This window comes from Candidatus Zixiibacteriota bacterium, assembly GCA_035380245.1.
Lineage (GTDB): Bacteria > Zixibacteria > MSB-5A5 > GN15 > FEB-12 > DAOSXA01.
Genome location: DAOSXA010000002.1, coordinates 427,043 through 446,242, shown reverse-complemented (window position 1 = coordinate 446,242; position 19,200 = coordinate 427,043). Strand labels below are relative to the sequence as shown.

The 19,200-nt window shown below is 53.0% G+C and carries 10 protein-coding genes and 2 tRNA genes; 10 read left to right on the top strand and 2 right to left on the bottom strand.

What is annotated here, in order from left to right:
- Positions 1-109 precede the first annotated feature (109 nt).
- From PLF13_07110 to PLF13_07065, 10 genes are all read left to right on the top strand, one after another.
- Positions 110-182 (top strand) — tRNA-Gly (locus tag PLF13_07110).
- Positions 183-193: 11 nt separating this feature from the next.
- Positions 194-265: transfer RNA gene (locus PLF13_07105), tRNA-Cys, on the top strand.
- A gap of 299 nt (positions 266-564) precedes the next feature.
- Positions 565-1,110, top strand: a complete 546-nt coding sequence (locus tag PLF13_07100; GenBank protein HOP07042.1) for a sigma-70 family RNA polymerase sigma factor — start codon at positions 565-567, stop codon at positions 1,108-1,110.
- 114 nt (positions 1,111-1,224) lie between these two features.
- Entirely contained in the window at positions 1,225-1,812 is a 588-nt protein-coding gene (locus PLF13_07095) for a hypothetical protein (protein HOP07041.1), read from the top strand.
- Positions 1,812-4,529 carry a CHAT domain-containing protein gene (locus tag PLF13_07090; protein ID HOP07040.1) on the top strand — a complete coding sequence of 906 codons (2,718 nt, stop codon included), beginning with the start codon at positions 1,812-1,814 and terminating at the stop codon, positions 4,527-4,529. Before PLF13_07095 ends, PLF13_07090 begins: the two co-directional genes overlap by 1 nt.
- Positions 4,522-6,705, top strand: a complete 2,184-nt coding sequence (locus PLF13_07085) for a S8 family serine peptidase (protein ID HOP07039.1) — start codon at positions 4,522-4,524, stop codon at positions 6,703-6,705. The genes PLF13_07090 and PLF13_07085 overlap by 8 nt, the downstream gene beginning before the upstream one ends.
- A 165-nt stretch (positions 6,706-6,870) precedes the next feature.
- Positions 6,871-9,249: a T9SS type A sorting domain-containing protein gene (locus PLF13_07080; protein HOP07038.1), complete on the top strand. Its 2,379-nt coding sequence runs from the start codon at positions 6,871-6,873 to the stop codon at positions 9,247-9,249.
- Positions 9,250-9,718: 469 nt separating this feature from the next.
- Positions 9,719-11,797: a dockerin type I repeat-containing protein gene (locus PLF13_07075; GenBank protein HOP07037.1), complete on the top strand. Its 2,079-nt coding sequence runs from the start codon at positions 9,719-9,721 to the stop codon at positions 11,795-11,797.
- 260 nt (positions 11,798-12,057) lie between these two features.
- Positions 12,058-16,674 (top strand): dockerin type I domain-containing protein, encoded by a 4,617-nt coding sequence (locus tag PLF13_07070; GenBank protein ID HOP07036.1) that lies wholly within the window; start codon positions 12,058-12,060, stop codon positions 16,672-16,674.
- Between the two features lie 232 nt (positions 16,675-16,906).
- Positions 16,907-17,095: a 4Fe-4S binding protein gene (locus PLF13_07065; protein ID HOP07035.1), complete on the top strand. Its 189-nt coding sequence runs from the start codon at positions 16,907-16,909 to the stop codon at positions 17,093-17,095.
- Positions 17,096-17,343: 248 nt separating this feature from the next.
- Here the strand turns inward: PLF13_07065 and PLF13_07060 are convergent, their stop codons facing one another.
- Both PLF13_07060 and PLF13_07055 read right to left on the bottom strand, forming a co-directional pair.
- Positions 17,344-18,045, bottom strand: coding sequence for a DUF1573 domain-containing protein (locus PLF13_07060; protein HOP07034.1), 702 nt, complete (start codon positions 18,043-18,045; stop codon positions 17,344-17,346).
- Entirely contained in the window at positions 18,042-19,028 is a 987-nt protein-coding gene (locus PLF13_07055; GenBank protein HOP07033.1) for a cysteine synthase family protein, read from the bottom strand. The genes PLF13_07060 and PLF13_07055 overlap by 4 nt, the downstream gene beginning before the upstream one ends.
- Positions 19,029-19,200 lie beyond the last annotated feature (172 nt).

Below are 19,200 nucleotides of genomic sequence, written 5' to 3'. Positions count from 1 at the left end.
ATTGAAGCTTTCAAGTTAGCACCGTAATCGTCCGATAACATTTGTGTAAATAACGAGTTGACAAACTCAGGGCGGCGACATATAATACCCGCGCTTTGCATTTGAAAAAGCGGGAATAGCTCAGTTGGTAGAGCACCACCTTGCCAAGGTGGCTGTCGCGAGTTCGAGTCTCGTTTCCCGCTTTTTTTTCGTAGGCGGCTTAGCCAAGTGGTAAGGCAGAGGTCTGCAAAACCTCCATTCTCCGGTTCGAATCCGGAAGCCGCCTTTTTTTTATGCCCGCCTCCTGCATAATTCTAACCGTCAAGCGGCGTTTTTCCCATGGGAAGAGTAATCGGATATTGTTCGGAAGATACTCCCTCTTGAATTTAAGTGCCACCTGAGTTGTTCTTAAGTACATCCGGAGGCGAGAAATTGCACTATTTATTTTGTTGCCGTATAAAGAGTTGCGAAAAATACCAAAACCCTTAAATTAATTATTAGGGGTCGACGAAAGCCGAACTCTGATCGCCATACTATGCTCTCTGAGTTATCAGAAGGAAGAGATTGAGTTACTTTGGAGAGCCATTGAACGACAATCTTGAGCATCTTTGGATCCGTGTTTTAGACGGTGACCGTGATGCCTGGCGGCAACTCGTCGAGTTACTCACGCCGCTGGTTATGGCGGTGGCTCGTCGCAACGGCCTGGATCAGGCCGATGCCGAGGATTGTGTTCAATACACCTGGTTATCGCTCTATCGTCAGAGGGAGTCGTTGAAGGAGCCGATCGCGCTGCCGGGCTGGTTGATCAGAGTGGCGGTACGACGATCACAACGAATGCTCAAATCCACTGCCGCCGAAGAACGGCGTTGGCGTGAATGCCGCCAGCCGGAAGAGACTCCATCCCCTGATCTTGATATCGAGAGACTCCAGCGAGCCGGACAGGTTAGACTGGCGATTGAGAATCTGGATCGACGCTGTCGAGACCTGATGTGGGCGCTGTTTTTCGAGTCGGATGAAATATCCTACCGTGATATTGCCGAGCGCCTGGGCATTCCGCTCAACAGCCTGGGACCGACCCGCTCCCGGTGTCTCGAAAAACTCAGGATGATACTGGAGGATTATGAAATATAGCGCGTACTTGAGAGACGTCTTCGGCCACCTAATACAGAGGTGGTTATCGATAGAATCAGGCGGTTTGGAAAACTTGTTTATGGTTGCCTTGGGAACCGGCATCCCGGAGATGTAATGAAAGAGAAGAAAAATAACAGCCACCCCGATCGTGACGACTTGATTCGTGCTGCTCGTTCCGGTAGTAATAAATTAAGTAAGCACCTGAAATCCTGTCCCGAGTGTCGTGAATTGTACGAACTGCTGCAGGAAACGAAGCCTTACCGGGAGCTGGTTCAGGAACCGGCCGATGGTGATCTGGTCGCCCGTTGTGCGGCGATCCCGGCACTGGAGCAACCGACAGTGGGGCTTCCCGTCAAGCGCGGTCGGATTGCCCATGACTCCTGGTCCGAGGTCTCGGCGATGGCCCTGCGCGATATCGACCAGGGCGGCGAGCGACGGTTGCGGTTGTCGTTCGGTACGTTCACACTCGAACTGGTGGCTCAACGTTATACCGAAGGCTGGCAGATGTCCGCTCGTCTGTTCGGGGGAGAAGAGTTCGACCGGACGGCGTATATTCTCAGAGTGGGACGGCGTAAAATCGCCTCAGGTGAACATTGCATGTTCGTCTGGAGCGATCTTCAGCCACCGCGTTCCATCGAATTGATCACACCGGGAGAGCGTTATCGATGTCCGGCGATTAGTTGGAGAGGCGCTGTGAGATAATGAAGGAAGAAGCAGCAAAATTCCTGCGTACCGGTAAGATTCCGGATGGTTGTGATCCGGCCGAACTGGCGGAAGCTTGTCGCAAGGAAGTGCATGCGGTCGTGCAGCGGTCGACAAGGGAGGCGATAAAAATCGCACGCCGGTTCGTACAGATTGCCGAAAAGCAGGATCAACCGGTGCAACTAGCCGCTTATCGAGCACTCGGTTGGGCGCTGCATGTGGCAACCCGAACAACCGATGCTCTGAGGGCTTATCTTCAGGCTCGCCGACTGGCATACAACAAGCCGTTGATCCGGGCGGGGATTGATCGCATTCTTATCGACATCTACATGTATTTAGGTGATTTCGAGCAGGCCCGCCGATACAGCCGTCTTTCAATGGCGACATTCCGCCGTCATGGGGCGATCACGGAAATGGAGAAAACGCGGGTTAATTTCGCCAATTTGCTGCATCGCCAGGACAAGCATCGCCAGGCGCAACACCATTATCATCGGGCCGGTGAACATATGGCCAGGGTGGGGGAAAAGCTGGTGCTGGGGCTCTGTCAATACAACGAGGCGAACACGCTGGTACAACTGATCGAGTTCGACCGGGCGCAAAGCCTCTACGAGTCGGCCGAGAAGATATTTATTGATCTGACTTACGATCTTTATGCGAATGAAGCCCGTTACGGCAGAGCCTGGCTGGCGATGCTGCGTGGTGATTATCATGGTTCGCTTAAATTATTGGCTGAGTGTGATGATGCTTATCGTCGGCACGGTCAACCGCGAGGACGAGTCTTGTGCGATCTGGACCGAGCGGAGGCATTTATAGGTCTTAATCTCATGACCGATGCCCGCGATGCCGCCGAAAAGGCCGAGCGTTGTGCAACCCGTTTGAAAATGACTTATGAAGCAGCTAAGGCTGCTTTATTCCTGGCTAAAGCCGCCTATGCAACCGGTCATACGCGGACGGCACGAACGGCTTTGAAGCGAGCGACCAAGGGATTCCGCCATGAAAATAATCGACCCTTTACAGCGACTACCCAATTCACTGAGGCGCTAATGGTGCAAGGGGTTGATAAAGTTCGGTGTCTGGCTCGGGCTCGTGATCAGTTCCGCCTTACGCAACTGCCTGTCTGGGAGGCTGTTTGTGATCTAACGCTTATGATTTATCCGGAGCATGAGGAGGCAGCCTGTCGGAGACTCAGGAAAAACGCTTCAGTCAGAACGATCCCCTATCTGATGGCTCATTGGGAGACAGCGCTGGGTGATCGGGAGGCGCGTCGCAATCACTGGTCGCAGGCTCGATCTCACTGGACGCGAGCCGCCGATGTTCTGGACGAGGTCAGAGCCATGTTGCCGCCGGTAGAGATGAGAGCGGCTTTTCTGAAGGGGCGGACCGAGCCGTATCAGCGATTGGTCGTTAACTCTATTGACAAGAATCCTGCCGCGGCTTCCGCCTGGTCGGAGCGTTTCAATACCGCCGGTCTTTGGGCGCCGCTGGCCGGAAATTCTGAAGCCCTTGAATTGCGAGATCGGGCTCGCGAAAAACTAACCGATCTGGCGCAGCAGGTAACCGCCCTGGCCTCGGTTATCGAACGAGGCTCAGGACAGCGTGTTCTCGGCACGATTGAGAGCGACAGAGCTTTGATCAACCTGGAGCGAGAGGTGCGACGGAACCTGGCGGAGATAGAATCTCGACCTTTAACCCAGGGTGAAAGCATAGAGCGGCTGATCGAACTTTTCCGATCAGAATCACGATACATGACGATCGTCCAGTTTCATCTTGATCTGGATGACCTGATAGCGTTCGTACATCACAATGGAGAAGTAGCGGTTCACCGCTATGTAATGGGACGCCGTCGCCTGGGTGAATATGTCGGTTGGTGGCAAACTTTGTTGTCGCAACAATTATTCGATTCGAATCGTAAATCGTACCGGGAAGAAGATGAACTGTTTGATGCTCTCGGCGGCTGGTTATGGGAGCCGTTGGAGATTCCTAAAAATACCGGATCGGTGTTGATTCTCCCGACCGGTCAGTTGGCCGATTTGCCGTGGCCGGCGATAAGAATCGGGGGGGAAGTATTATCGGAGCGATATCACCTGGTTCTCGCCCCGAGCCTTCGTCATCACCGGCGTGCCGCGCGATTACAGGTCGACTCGGAACGAGTTGAAGTGCTGGTAGGTCGTGCGGATGATCTCCTCGGTGTGGATGAAGATATCGCGGTCCTCAGGAAACTGGCCGGTAACAATCTGAAGGTGTACAATCCAGCGCACCGGACTGACTGGCCCGCTGAAGGAGAAAGTCGAATTTTACATTACAGTGGTCATGCCCGTTTACGACGCGATAATCCGTTCTATTCATCGTTGCTGCTCGATGACGGTCCTCTCTTTGCGGCCGATTTCAGATTGTTCAATCACCGGGTTGACCTGGTTACCCTGGCGGCCTGTCGTACCGGCGTGCAGTCGTATTTACCGGGGGAAGAATCCTCGGGATTGGTGCGGTCATTGCTCGAGATGGGGGCCCGAAACGTGCTGGCCGGTCTCTGGGCGGTTGATGATCGTTCAACGGGATTTTGGATGAAGGAATTCTACAGTCGTCTTTTTACAGGCGAGTCGATTCTCGAGGCGGTGAGATCGGCCCGCCGGGCTACGCGCCGACGATTTCGGTCGGCTTATCATTGGGCGGCGTTTGGTATATTTGGTGCTTGCAGAGGAGATAATGATAATGACTGAAGCCAGAGTGAAACGAAATCATAGAACGTTGCTCTCGGCCGGGTTGCTGATACTTCTGTTAGTGTTGTGGGCGACGCCGATATCGGCCCAGTTGTATGATCCGGAGCATCTGGTAATCGAGATGTACGACGGCTATGATATCGGGTGCATTCACGATGCCTACGGTACTTCCACGGCTCAGTATTTGCCGAATCTCAATATGTACCTGGTCAATGCGCCCGCCGGTTCCGATCTGCTCGTTCTTTCGTCGGAAATCGAATCCCGGACCGGTGTCCGAACCTGTCATCCCAACTACATGACCGATCCGATGCAGGCGGTACAGGGATCGTTGCCGGTCTCGGACGACATCGATCAGGAGTTGTACATAACACAAGGCCCTCTTTCGAGTCTCGATCTGTCCGGGGTGCATACTGTTTCTACCGGAGCAGGAGTGAAAGTGGCCGTGATCGACGGTGGGGTGGATTTCACACATCCCGGACTGGAAGGCTCCGTAGTATCGGTTTATGATTATGTTGACGCTGATTCTGTGGCGTTCGATGAGCCGGGAGGTGAAAACTCCGGTCACGGTACATTTATCGCCGGAGTGATTCATTGCGTGGCTCCGGGGGCACAGATTTATGCTTACCGAGTATCCGATATTCACGGGCTGAGCAATGGTTATGTAGTAGCCGAAGCGATGAAACAAGCGGCCGACGACGGCTGCCGGGTAATCAATCTCAGTCAGGTTATGACCGGTTATCATACCGCCATCAGAAATGCTGTGGCGTATTGTTTGCGAGTTGGCTGTGTGACAATCGTCGCAGCCGGGAACGGCGGTGACAGTCGGCGACACTATCCTGCTTACGATTACGGCACGGTAGCGGTAGCGGCGGTGGATTCCAATTTTGTCAAGGCTGACTTTTCCTGTTACGGCAGTTATATCTCCGTATGTGCGCCGGGAGTAGATCTGATCTCGACATTTAACGACGATCTCTACGCTCGTTGGTCCGGTACCAGTTTTGCTGCGCCGGTGGTGGCGGGGCAGGCGGCCCTGATAATTGCGGCCAGACCCGACCTGAGTTCGTATCATGTGGCGACAGCGATTAACGCCAGTGCGGTCAATATCGACGATCTCAATCCCGGCCTGGCCGGTATGCTTGGCTCGGGTCTGATCGACATCGCGGCCTCACTGGTTTACGATCCGGTCGTGTGCGGTGATGTCGACGGCGACGGCGGATGTGATATCGCCGATGTGGTTTCGTTGATGTCCTACATCTGTTTTTACGACACCAGCCAGGAACAGATCACGCCGTTATATTTATCCGCGGCCGATGTCGACAGCGACCCCGGTATTACGTCCAACGATGTAGCCCATCTCTGGCAGTACATGTTCGAGGGCGGGATACCGCCTTGTGATCGACCCGAAGCGCCCGTATTCGAGGTCAGCGGTGACGTTTGGTTGAATGAGGTCGAAGGGCAACTCCGTCCTTGCACTCTCGCCGTCGGAGTACCTGTCACCTTCCGGATCAGGGCCAGTATTGACCAGGCGGATGGTGTCAGGTATTTCTCAAACGGATTCCATCTGTGGTCCCCCGACGGCGCCACCTGGAGTGCCAGGCAGGCTACTTACAACGGCACGGTTTACGACGTTCCGGCTAACCGGGCGTTCTTTGGCATCGATCGTGAGTTCGCAACGGCGCACGAGTTGTCTTGCATCGGAGCTTCATACGACACGCTCGAAACCATGGGGGCGTTCAGTTGGGCTTTTCCCGTAACACCGTCCGGCACGTCAGGTGATATATACGAGATTATGATTGGAGCGTTCGACGAGAACGATGTGGGCAAGACGATAATCCTCGATTCCAGTTCGTTCGGAAATGCCGGGACCTGGGAATGGACCGCAAACGGCACGAACCGTTTTTCGCCCCGTTGGCCGGGACCGTATGTGTTTGTGATCGGAGAGACGTCATACACTCCCGGTGATGTCAATGGTGATAGTGAGTTAACCATAGACGATATCTTATACCTGGTGCAGTACATGTTTCACGGTGGTCCGCTTCCGGTTAACGTACAATCGTGCGATGTGAACGGATCCTGTGGTCCGATAGACATCGCCGACCTGACCTTCCTGGTGCAGTATTTCTTCGGTGATGGCCCGGAGCCGGTTTACGGCTGTTCACAGGTAGTCTCTCCCTGAAAATCATTAATCTTCTCCAATATAAAGAGCCGGTCAGGTACTTATGATCGGCTCCTGGTCACTTAATGGCAGACAACCGACAGTCATTAAGTTCGTCGCTTTGCTGAGAGTCGCAATGTGAGTGCGACACGCCGCCGCGAAGAGACAGAAGTAAGGAGAAGAAGTATGAGACAAGCACGGAGCTGGACCGCCGTTCTGCTAACCCTGGTACTGCTGGGGGGAGCCTCAGTATGGTCGCAGATGTGCGGTGATGTGGACAACAACGGCATCGTCAACGATCAGGACGTCGCCGCTGTGTACGACTATGTAACCGGGGTGATGCCTGCTCCTTCACAGGCATGGCTCGATGCCGCGGCGGTGGACCACCGTACCGGTGTCGACTACGGTGATTATCTGCATCTGTATCGTTATGTCAATATGGGGACCTGGGCCCCCTGTTATGGTTCATCGTACGGTGACACTTTATTCTCTCAGGGCGTGATCATGTTGGGTGTTTCCGATATTCTGCCCGGATACGGTGTGAAGCTGCCGATAAATACCGAGATTACCGTAACCGTAAATGTCTGGAACACCAACATCGAGAGAAACATTTTCGGATTCGCTGTCGGTTTGGATTTAGTCAGCGATAACGGCCTTACCGTGACCGTAAATAATCCGACTGCCTATACCGCTTTCGGGGCGCCGTTCGCGGACGCCTGTCTGGGAGTCGATGTTCTTGCTGACGGCAATATGTTCGGAGTGACCGGTCGTTTTCAGTGCAATCCCACTGACGGTATCGAATACGACGGCAACTACACTGTGGCCAGTTTCACCATCGGCCCGTTCGGATCTGAAGATGTCGGAAAAACGTTCTACATCGAGCAGACGGAGTTCGGTGAGTTGGGTCAGAACGCCTACTATGCTTACAGCAGCTCCTTCGTATTGCCGTACGCCCCGATTGTCTTCGGATTAGACAGAGTATTCGAGATCGTAGACCCGGCTCTTGAACCGGAATGGGTGTGCGGTGACGTCAACGGAGACGGTACTACGAATATCACCGATATTGTTCAGTTTACCAATTACGTACACGTACCCGGCGCGACCCTTACGCAGCCGCAAGCGGCCGATGTGGATCAGTATGCGGGAGTCGATGTCGGTGACCTCGCTTATATGTGGGATTACATTTTCGAGGGTGGTCCCCAGCCGTGCGAGTACGATGGGCTCGACCAGATCGGTACGGGTGGTTTCCTGCAACTGGACAGTGCGCATGGTTTGATCGATCCCAATACGGTCGCCACCGGTGAACCGGTAACGTTCTACATCGGTGTGACCAACAACACCAGCGGCAATTTCCTGATGATGGCAGCCGGTTTTTCGGTTACCTCACCTGACGGTGCAACGATTCCCGATACCGTTTCCGTGAATATCATCGGTGATTTGTCCGACGTTCATGGCTTCTGGCCGTTGGCTCAGACGGAACAGACCTGGCCTGATCGCTTTGGGTGTTTTTCCATGACCACTCAGAATGGTGCTTTACCGCCTGATTATACCGGCGGCGCCTGGGCGTTGACGGTGGGACCGTTCGATGCCGCCGATGTGGGGAAGACCATCGTACTCGACAACGGTGTGTTCGGTCAGGCCGGCAGTACCCGGATGTTCTTTGACGGCCATACGCCGGTCGTACCCGGATGGGGTGGCCCGTACAGCTTCACAATCGGTCAGCGTATGTACACGCCGGGCGATATTGACAACAGCGGCCGGCTGGATATCGCTGATGTTGTCTTTATGGTAACGTATATGTTCCAGGACGGTATCGCCCCGGCATATATCTCCGCTTGTGATGTCAACGGTGATTGTGCCGACGTGGATATCTCCGACCTGATTCACATGGTGGATTATTTCTTCAATGGTGGTCCTGAGTTGGAGTTCGCATGTGCCGTTTCCGGTGCGGCCAAAGTGCGTCAGGGAGAGGTAACCCTTTCGTCCGAGTTCGACGGCGAGCAGACAATTATCACGATGTCGTCCGATGTGGCGATTCGCGGTCTTCAGCTTGATTTGGTCGGCGGCGATCAGGCTTCGGCCCGTTTGTTGGTCAATGCCGGTCTCGATGTCCTGGGTGGGACCGGTCGCGGGCTCTACAGTCTGGGGTTGGCCGACCTTGACGGTTCAGAAGTAATCGATGCCGGGACCCATGAGATCCTGACTATTCCCGGTGAATGTGAAATTGTCGATGCCCTGGCTTGCGATGAGCATCGTGTTACCAATCAGGTGACACTGGCGGCTAAGGGTGCTCCGGTTCCGGAGGGTTTCGGGCTTTCTCAGAACTATCCGAACCCGTTCAACCCGGTCACATCGATTCCCTTCTCGCTGCCTCAGAGTTCACATGTCAAACTCGAAGTGGTCAACATTCTGGGGCAGTCGGTTGAAGTGTTGGTTAACGAGGTGCTCGATGCGGGTACGCACGACGTCCAATTCGATGGTGACGGTTATGCCAGTGGCATCTACTTCTATCGCCTGAGCACCGACAGCTTTACGCAAACGCGAAAAATGGTCCTCATGAAATAGCTGTGATGACATCCCTCTTCCTTGAAGGACAGGTCGGTTCTCCGACCTGTCCTTTTTGTTAGGTATGCGTACATTCGTTTACATTAGCTCAACCGAACAAAGAAATCTCTGGAAGATTATGTGTGGTTGGTATAGCGAGAAGAGGGAGCTTATCTCCCTTGGTGGAAATTTTCAATATCCTCATTAGTGAGCCGACATGCCTTTCGTAAGCGATTGAACAGTTATGACTTGACGCTTCGAGGGGAGAATGTTATCTTCTAACTGTAGCCACTAACTCTACGTTTTTTCGGTTAAATTCACGGTCGTATTACAAGCCTTTTTACGGTTACGTATAAGAACACGTTTCAGGCATGCTGTGCTCATACGAAAGAACGGGCATGGACAGCCTTTGGAGGGAGCATAGTGAGTGGTTTGATGTGATACGTAGAGGACGAACGGAATGGCGGCCGCAAGGTCAAGGAGGATTAGGATGTTTAACAGGTTTGCAACAATAGCACTGGCATTGATGCTCTTGACGGGCGCATCGCTCCGGGCGGACTGGGTTCCGGAGGATGGCCACAAGATGCACTATCCGCAACTGCCGAACGAAACAGGTTGGGCAGTCAATGCCACCTCACCTAATGCCATCGCCGACGACTGGATGTGCTCTGAGTCGGGGTATGTGAAGGACATTCATTTATGGGGCGCCTGGATGGGTGGACTGGAGACGACGATTGATTCGTTTACCCTGAGTATCTACGATGATATCCCCGCCGAAGAGAGCCCGACCGGATTCAGTATGCCGGGCAATCTGCTATGGTCGAAGACCACCGCTACGTTTATCGTGGCTGAGATCGAAGACCTGACGAATGCTCAGGGCTGGTACGATCCTGTTTCCGCCGCGTATTATGCCGACGATCATATCGGGTATTTTCAATATAACTTCTTCTTCGATCAGGCCGACTGGTATTGGCAGGAAGAAGGGACTGTCTACTGGCTCGTAGTCTCGGTTTGGGTCGATCAGAACGATACGTATCAATGGGGGTGGGTATCTACTGAAAATCATTGGAACGACGATGCCGTCTGGCCGATAGACTTGCCTACGTATTGGCAGGATATTTACGAGCCGCCGGCGATCTGGGACTATATGCATGGAGATATGAACGGAGACGGCACAGTCAATATCTCGGATGTAGTTTACTTCGCGAGTTGGTATGAGTATGGCGGGCCGGCGCCGGAATGTGATCCCGTACCCGGTACCGATCCCCTGTTTTACCCTTGTGCCGATTGCAACGGTGACTGTGTTATCAATGCGATAGACCTGTCGTGCTGGCAGGGATATTATCCCTGGAATACCTGTCCCGACTATCCGCCAAAATCAGAAGGGCAATCGCTCAATGTGGCTTTTGTCATAAACGGCAGTCCGTACGGTCCTGAGTTAGGGGCTTGCTGTGAGGCGGAGACCTATCTATGCTATCAGGCTACGGGGGATGATTGTGTGGCCGCCGGGGGTACTTTCGCCGGGGCCGGTGTTTCCTGCGATCCAAATCCGTGCGACACCTGCCTGTGGCAATATCCCGGCGATGTTGACAACGACGGCTCGATCGACATCGGCGATGTAACCTATCTGGCGCAGTATTTGTACCTGGACGGTTCGGAGCCGGAAAACATGGCCAACGCCGACGCCAGCGGTGACTGTTGCATCGATTCGTACGACTTGTTCATGATCTGGCAATATCTCTATTATGATCTCCCGCAATCGTTGGTTGAATGTACCTGCCAGGAGCCTCAAATCTGTTTCACGGACCCGGTTCCCAGTGGAGCGGGGGATGTCTGGTGCAATATTGGCACCTATCAGCCCGGTGACGGCAATCCGATCGGCACCGTTTGGGACGATTGGGGTGATGCCATTAAGCTCTACTATACGATACAATGCTTTGTGGATCAGGACGGAGATGGGAATCTGAGCGCTCTCGATACGATCAGCGTGCTCGATCCCATGCTGCGGATGTCTCATCATAAAGTGGTGCAGATGCGGACGGCCGCTGTGTTTGAAGATGTCGGGAGTGGTGACACGGTGTATATGTCAGCATACGGCAGCACACATGGCAACGTTTACAGCATTTTTAATCCATGGGGATCATTGTGGGTTGAAGCATTCCCCGAGAGTGGCCCGACCTATGAGTTGGTTTACTGGTATGATTTCCCAATAACCTTCTTTGCTGTAGGACAACGGGTTCTCATGCAGCACCTGGATGGCCCGGACTCGTTGGGAGTCAGAGAATTACGAGTTCTTACGCTTGATACCGGAGCGCTTGTCCAGGACGAGGAGAGTCCCTCCTGTTGCGTTTTGGTCGGTGATGTTAATCATTCCGGAACCGGACCGGATATTGCCGATTTAGTATATCTGGTCAATTATATGTTTAACGGTGGTCCGGAACCGCCGTGCATGGAGGAAGCATGGGGCATCGGGGGAGGAGAAGGAATCGATATCTCCGACCTGGTTTATCTAGTGGGTTACATGTTCCAGGGCTTCGCACCACCACCGCCATGCTCGTGCCCGTGGTAGTTCTATTGTCTGCTTCGGAATAATCTATTCAGAGGAGTCGCATTGCCCGGCAATGCGGCTCATTTAATATGATTGATACAAAACTTCTTGACCTGCTTAAGGTCGGTTGGTATATTTTTATAGTCCTAATCGAGACATTATTAAAGCGCTGAGAACTTCGGCCGAAGCACCCTTGATTAACTCCCTGCCAGATCGGCTGATGGAGTTTTTTTATTATGACATTTGAATAACTAACCCTGGGGAGCAGGAGGAGTATGCTCATGTTCAGGAGAATCTCTGTGTGTGGGGCTGTCGTCGCAGGCGCCGTAGTAATTCTGGCTATGGCAACAGTGCTGGCCGATTGGCAACCGGGGGATAGCCACAAAATGCACTACCCGCAACTGCCGGATGAAACCGGCTGGGCAGTGAATGCGACACAACCGTTGATTCTGGCCGATGATTTCATGTGCTCAGAAACCGGCTGGATCAAGGATGTTCATTTCTGGGGAGCCTGGATGGGAGGTCAGGAGGGAGTGATCGATCATTTCGTCTTGAGTCTTCATGCCGATATTCCGGCCGAACAGAATCCGGACGGTTACAGCATGCCGGGGGAGACCTTACGCGAATGGGAGATCTATGAATGGGCGATAGTCCCGATCGACCCACCGACCGCCGAGGGCTGGTATGATCCGTTGACGGGTGTAGTTATCTCTGAGGATCATGTCGCCTACTATCAATACAATGTGATTCTCCCGCGTGAGGACTGGTTCCATCAGGATTCCGGAACGATCTACTGGTTGAATATATCAGCCGTCGTTCAGGACCCAACTTCCACCTGGTGGGGATGGAAATCAACCCTGAACCACTGGAATGATGATGCGGTTTGGGCTGAATGGGGTGATCTGAGCTGGGTTGATATGTATGAGCCGGCTACGGCCGATACCACCATAAATCCCTTTCAGATCACCATTGACCCTACCGGCCAGTTCATTCAAGGCTATGGCGGGGGAGCTTACGGCAACGGTTGGTATTACTATCCGGAGGAAGAATGGTGGAATGTCTGGTTCTATGATCATCCTCTCGACACGTTGCGCTGGAAAGAGATTTTCCTGATGTACGATATCGTCCCCATGGACCCTGGGCAGGAGAGTTACATTGAGGTGGCGATAAACTGGTCGCTGGAAACCTGGCCGAACGAGGAAGAACCTCCTTTGCCGGGAGCTGATCCTTTCATCGGACGAGCGATTGTCTACGCCGGTATGGTAGAGGCGGGACATTACGAGTTTCCCTGGGAGATACTCGAGTATAATCCGGTTTGGGTCTCGGTCGATGTTCGGGGATATAACTTCGACATTCCCTTCGGAGAGATTACTCACATTTGCGCGACCCGTGACCCGATCTCACTTGACCTGTCCTTCGTCATAACCGGCGGTGGTGATACCTGTGAATACTACAAGTCACCTTACGGTGATTACGCGCCGCAGGGGATGCCGGATTTCGACATGAAGCAAAACGGTTTCATCGATGGACAAGGGAATTGGTCCCATGACGGTCCGGCTGCCTTGGCCAACTGCCTCTGGTGGTTCGATTCCAAATTCGAACCGTTACCGGTGGACCCGCGACCGTTCTGGCCGGCTTCGAGTCACATCCACAACGACAACTACCCGTTGGTCAACTCGTACGATCCTTCCCTCAATTGGGATGACCATGACACCAACAACGTCTGGTGGTTGATAAACGATCTGGCCGCCAACTACGTTAACACCAACGGCAACGGCGGCATCGGCGGCACGGCTCTGTGGGATATGCAGAACGGCTTGCGAACCTACCTGGCGGCCAAGGGGCTGACCGGTAAGTTCCGGGATACAATCGTAGTTGCGCCTACCTTTGACTACATCAAGAAAGAGGTGCTCGACTGTCAGGACGTTATTCTGCTGCTCGGTTTCTACGAGGACTTTGGGGCAAATCTGAATCCGATCGGCTGGCATTATATAACAACGGCCGGAGTATGCACGACCCAAACTCAGATTTGCATCTCCGATCCGTGGATGGATGCGCTAGAAGGCGAACCTCCGGCAGGATCGGCCCACGGCGGTACGATTCACAACGATGCCGACAACATCAGCGGGCCGCACGGGCAAATTCAGCACGATCCTTACTATTGCACCAGTACCTTGTTCCCGGGTTTCACCCAGGCGGTGGAAGTCCTGAACTACCCGACCACTTCCACGATGTTGACCAACTTCGGAGGTATGAACAACGTCCGCGACTGGGCTCCCTGGAGCGGCGGAACGGTGTGGACGATTATTGAGTATGCTTTCGTGATATGTCCCGACACGGTGATCGATACCTGTGACTATTACAAATCACCGTATGGAGACTACGCTCCGAACGGCATGCCCGATTTCGATCAGAAACAGAATTCATGGACCGATCCGACATACGGTGGATGGAGTCATTGCGGACCGGTCGCTTTGGCTAATTGCCTCTGGTGGTTCGATTCGAAATTTGAGCCGAGTCCGGTTGATCCGCGTCCGTTCTGGCCGGGACCGGGCAATCCCGCCGCCAACGACGGCTATCCGTTGGTTGTGAGTTATGATCCAACCGGTGGTTGGGACGACCATGACACCAATAATGTCATTCCGTTCGTTGACTCACTGGCTATCTATTGCCGGACCAATACTTCCGGATCGGGCACGAATGTATTCGATCTGGCGCAAGGAGCCCAGGACTGGATCGACAGCACCGGTCTTACGGGGCGTTACAATATCCGGGTGATGCCGATTGATCCTGAGTTCGGTTTCGACCAGATCCGAGAGGAAGTTCTGATCAGTCAGGATGTAATCCTGCTGCTTGGTTTCTGGGAAGAAATATCGCCGGGATCTTGCGAGCGCATAGGCGGACACTATGTGACCGTAGCAGGGACTTGTTCCGATATCGCCGACTCGTTCCTCTGTATCAGCGACCCATATTTCGATATGCACGAGGGCGAACCCCCGGCCGGATCAGCGCACGGTTCCAGTGTTCATAATGATGCTTATTACATTTCCGGACCGCACGGCACTATTTACCACGACCGCTATCAAGTAGTGACCAATACCTGCCAGCCGGTGACCGGCCTGGTATTCGTTACGGAACTGGCCGGTTATCCCGTCAACTCGGGTAATGTGCCGGTGTTTTATGGACTGAATCCCTTTGATCCATCAATCGATCCGATACCACCGCAGGGCGGGACGATTCATACGATCATCGAGTATGCCGTGATCATTTGTCCCGATTCCTCCGGTTCCGAAACCGGCGCTTGCTGTGATCCGACTACGGGAGCCTGTTATGAAACCGATTCACTGACCTGCGTCAATGCCGGTCACGATTTCCAGGGATCCGGAACGAGTTGTATGCCGAATCCGTGCGATACCTGCGATTATCAAATGCCGGGGGATGTCAATGGAAGTGGCGCGATCGATATCTCCGACATCACCTTCCTGGTTAACTATCTCTACCTGGGTGGTTCGGCTCCGCCGACACCGGCCAACGCCGATGTGAACGGTGATTGTTGCATCGACTACCGCGATGTTTTGTACCTGATCGACAACCTGTACTCAGGCGGGCCGGCGCCGGTGTCGTGTACTTGTGTCAATCCGCCGGTTTGTATTCCGGCAGCGCCCGATCATACCCTGGGAGTGGTTCGCCATAATACGGACGGATATTCAGGCGGTGATCCGACCGGCACACAATGGCACGAGCTGTGGCCGGATTACTGTCAAAACTGGTCGATCATCAACTGGATTGACAACAGTGACGGAACTTTGAGTTGGTGCGATACGGTTGATTTTTCATATCTGTCGGCGCCGTATTTCCACAGCATCGAGCACGTGGAGCGGGTAACGACCACGCTGACTCTGTACAATGCCGTGCAGGCGGCAACTATGTATGTTGACCGGATCGACACGTTGAGTGCCACGGATGCCATTGGTACGTTCTGGCACGAGGTCTATCCGACCTATTGTGAGAAATACTGCCTGGTTTATACCTCGGGAACGGGAGCCGGTCCGGTTGCGGTTGGCGACAACATTCTGATGCAGAGTCTGCCGTCCGGCACGGCCGTAAGTTGGCAGGTAACAGGAGTCGATACGGACGTTGTTTCCACTCCGCTTCCGGTTGTGGGGGATGAATACGACCATAACCTCAATGATTGGGAGTTGGGCTCCGATCCGGTCGGTTCGGAATGGAAGGAACTCTGGCCGAATCTCGACGATCTCTGGCGGATCGAGGAGTGGCGCGACAACGGCACCGGCATTCTTGACTATTGCGACACGATCATGATGCGCGGTATCGATATGACCGATTCGACGATCTGGAAGCATATCGAGGATGCCACCACCACGATCGAATTGTTCGACGGAACCGACACTCTGCTGTTTGACTACATGCGAGTGAGTCCGATGTACAACTACCTGAATTCTCCAATTGGAAGTTGGTGGTTCCAGGTCTATCCGAGCCAGTTGAACCGCATGACGATCGTCGGCTGGATAGACAACGGTAACGGATATATCGATTCGTGCGACTGGATTGATCTGGAATGGATCGATGGCGTCGACTCCGGGACAGTTGTTGCCTATCACGTCGATGGTGTCCGCGCCGATATCATATCCACCATTATCGAACCACCGGACTGCTGTCAAATCCGTGGTGATATTAACCATAGTGGGAGCGGCCCCGATATAGCCGATCTGGTTTACCTGGTGACCTATATGTTCCAGGGAGGTCCGCCGCCGCCCTGTATGGCTGAAGCTAACATTAACGGCTCGGCGGGGAGCGACGTGCCTGATATAAGTGACCTGGTCTGGCTGGTATCCTACATGTTCCAGAATGGACCGGCTCCTGTTCCGTGTCCGTAGCACCTGACCAGGGATTGTTCCTCAATACCTCAAACCCGGCTGCCTTATCCTTCATAAGGCGGCCGGGTGAAAAAACCGAACTGGTTTGCCTTTTAAGTGATGATCGGGTAGAGGGTTATCTCGCATGATTGGAATCTGTTTTGAGATAATTATTCTCTTGTGCAATTAGTTCAAACGTATATATTGGCAAACCAAACGGATGTGATAACCGTTATATTGAGGAGACAATAACATGGCGATGAAGATTACCGATGAATGCACAGCCTGCGGACTTTGTCTGCCGGAGTGCCCGACTTCTTCTATCGAAGAAGGCGACATCTATACGATCAACCCGGATACCTGCAACGAGTGTGAGGATCAGCCGAATGGTTCACACTGCCAGGAAGTTTGCCCGGTAGATTGCATTGAGAAAGCCGACTAAGAACAGTCGAAAATGATAATAAAGGCCACTCCTGACGGGGTGGCCTTTTCATTTTATATATCATTTTCAGTGAATCGGTTAGCAGTCTTGTGGGGGGTAAAAAAGAGGGTGCTCGTCTGGTTGGGTAGAGGGGGCTAGGAAACTACCCAGGGACAGCAGAGAGTCACCCTCGTTATCGGTTCACTTAACCTAACAAGTATTGTCTTGTCAAGCTTTTTATCTTATCGGCAGATCTGCGCGAAAGTTGATCAGTACTTAACTATTTTCACGGGAATAGTCAGGGGAACCGGCTTTTGCAGACCTTCACCGGAAACCGACAAGGTGAAGCTGCTGTAGTGTGTCCCGGGTTTCAGATCCGCTTGTGGATACACCTTTATCCTGAGGTTCTCACCCCGTTTTGCAACATCTTTGGTAATATCCACATCGAAGAAATCCGATGCTTGTTCGGTCAACTGAACTGACAATTTTTGGTAAAGCGGATTGGCTATGACAACCTCCTGCTCTGTACGACCGGGGAGAAAGAAGACCGACACCGGATCCGGTTTGATGCCTTTAAGCCAAACGCCGATATCGCTTACGTAGTAGAACTTGAACTCAGGGCGGGGGGCATTGTCAAGAAATACCGTAAATGACCTGGTTACCGGTCCGTAAGCATCTCGGGTATTAAAATCCAGATAGAAGTAGACGGTATCACCCGGTGCTACGGTTGAATCGGATAATCCTACTGCGGAGCAATCGCATGAAGCATCGACACTCGTGATTCGGATTTCTTTATCGGTTTCGTTAACCAGCGAATAGGTGCGGAAAATTCGAAATTCAATGGCTACATGGCCAAAATCAAATACCTGCTCACTATAGGTCAGGCGACCGGCGTCTTGAGCCGTTAACGTGGCTGCTGTCATCAGCAGGATCATTGCGGCCCCAACGGCTCTCTGTCTGATTCCGCTCACTTGCTAAACTCCTCTTGGGGCAGAAAACCCATTTCTCTCATCCATTCGTCATTATAGCATTTGCTGAGGTATTTAATACCTCCGTCTGCGAATATCCCGATAATAAGCGCTTCCGGTCCGACTTCTGCCGCAATCTGTTCCATAGCGCAGGCTACGGCTCCCGAAGATCCGCCACCGGAGATTCCCTCTTCACTGCTAATGCGTCGAGCACGATTGAAAGCATCCGCATCCGAAACCGTGATCAGGCGATCTACATATTTCATGTGCATAGCCTTAGTCGGGACATCGGAACCGATTCCTTCTATTTTATACGGTTCCGACGGTGGATTCGTATCGCCGTGATACATCCCGGCGAATACCGATCCTTCAGGGTCTACCGCTACGGCCACCACCTCAGGATTTTGCTCTTTGAGATATCGCGCCGCGCCTGAAAAAGTACCGCCGGTACCGATACCGCATACGAAGTGAGTGATCTTACCGCCGGTGTCGTTCCATAATTCCGGGCCGGTAAGATAGTAATGTGCTTCAACGTTATCCTGACTGTCGTATTGATCCAGATCAAAATAGCCGTGCTCACGAGCCATACGGCGTGCGACGGCATAGAAACTGTGCGGATCATCGTGTGGCGCTTCCGGGGTAACGATGACCTCGGCGCCGAATGATCTCATCAGATCTATTTTTTCTTTGGAGGTTTTAATCGGTGTCGTGACTATCGCGTGTACCCCGAGCACGCTGGCGGCCATCGCCAGGGCCGAACCGGTGTTACCCGAGGTATTGTCGATGACGGTATCGCCCGGTTTGATTTTACCTTCCCGGACAGCTTTTTGCAAAACATAAGCAGTCATGCGATCTTTAACCGAACCGGTAGGGTTGTAAAATTCCAGTTTCACATAAGCCCGGGGACCGTTTTCAGGTATGCCTGTTCTCAGTCGAACCAGGGGGGTATGACCAACCAGATCCAAGACATTCTCGTACATTGCCATAGGTGCTCCTCGTAAAGCCGCATTGTACGCAATCATTCGCAGCTTTTCAACGTTTTTGTTCGGATAAGGTTCGGTAGATTTTATGTTGACACTTTATCGCCGGTTCGGTTATAAAAACACAAAGAGTTATGGTTGGATTCTCCCGTCGGCACGGTGTGTGACTCCGGAGGGC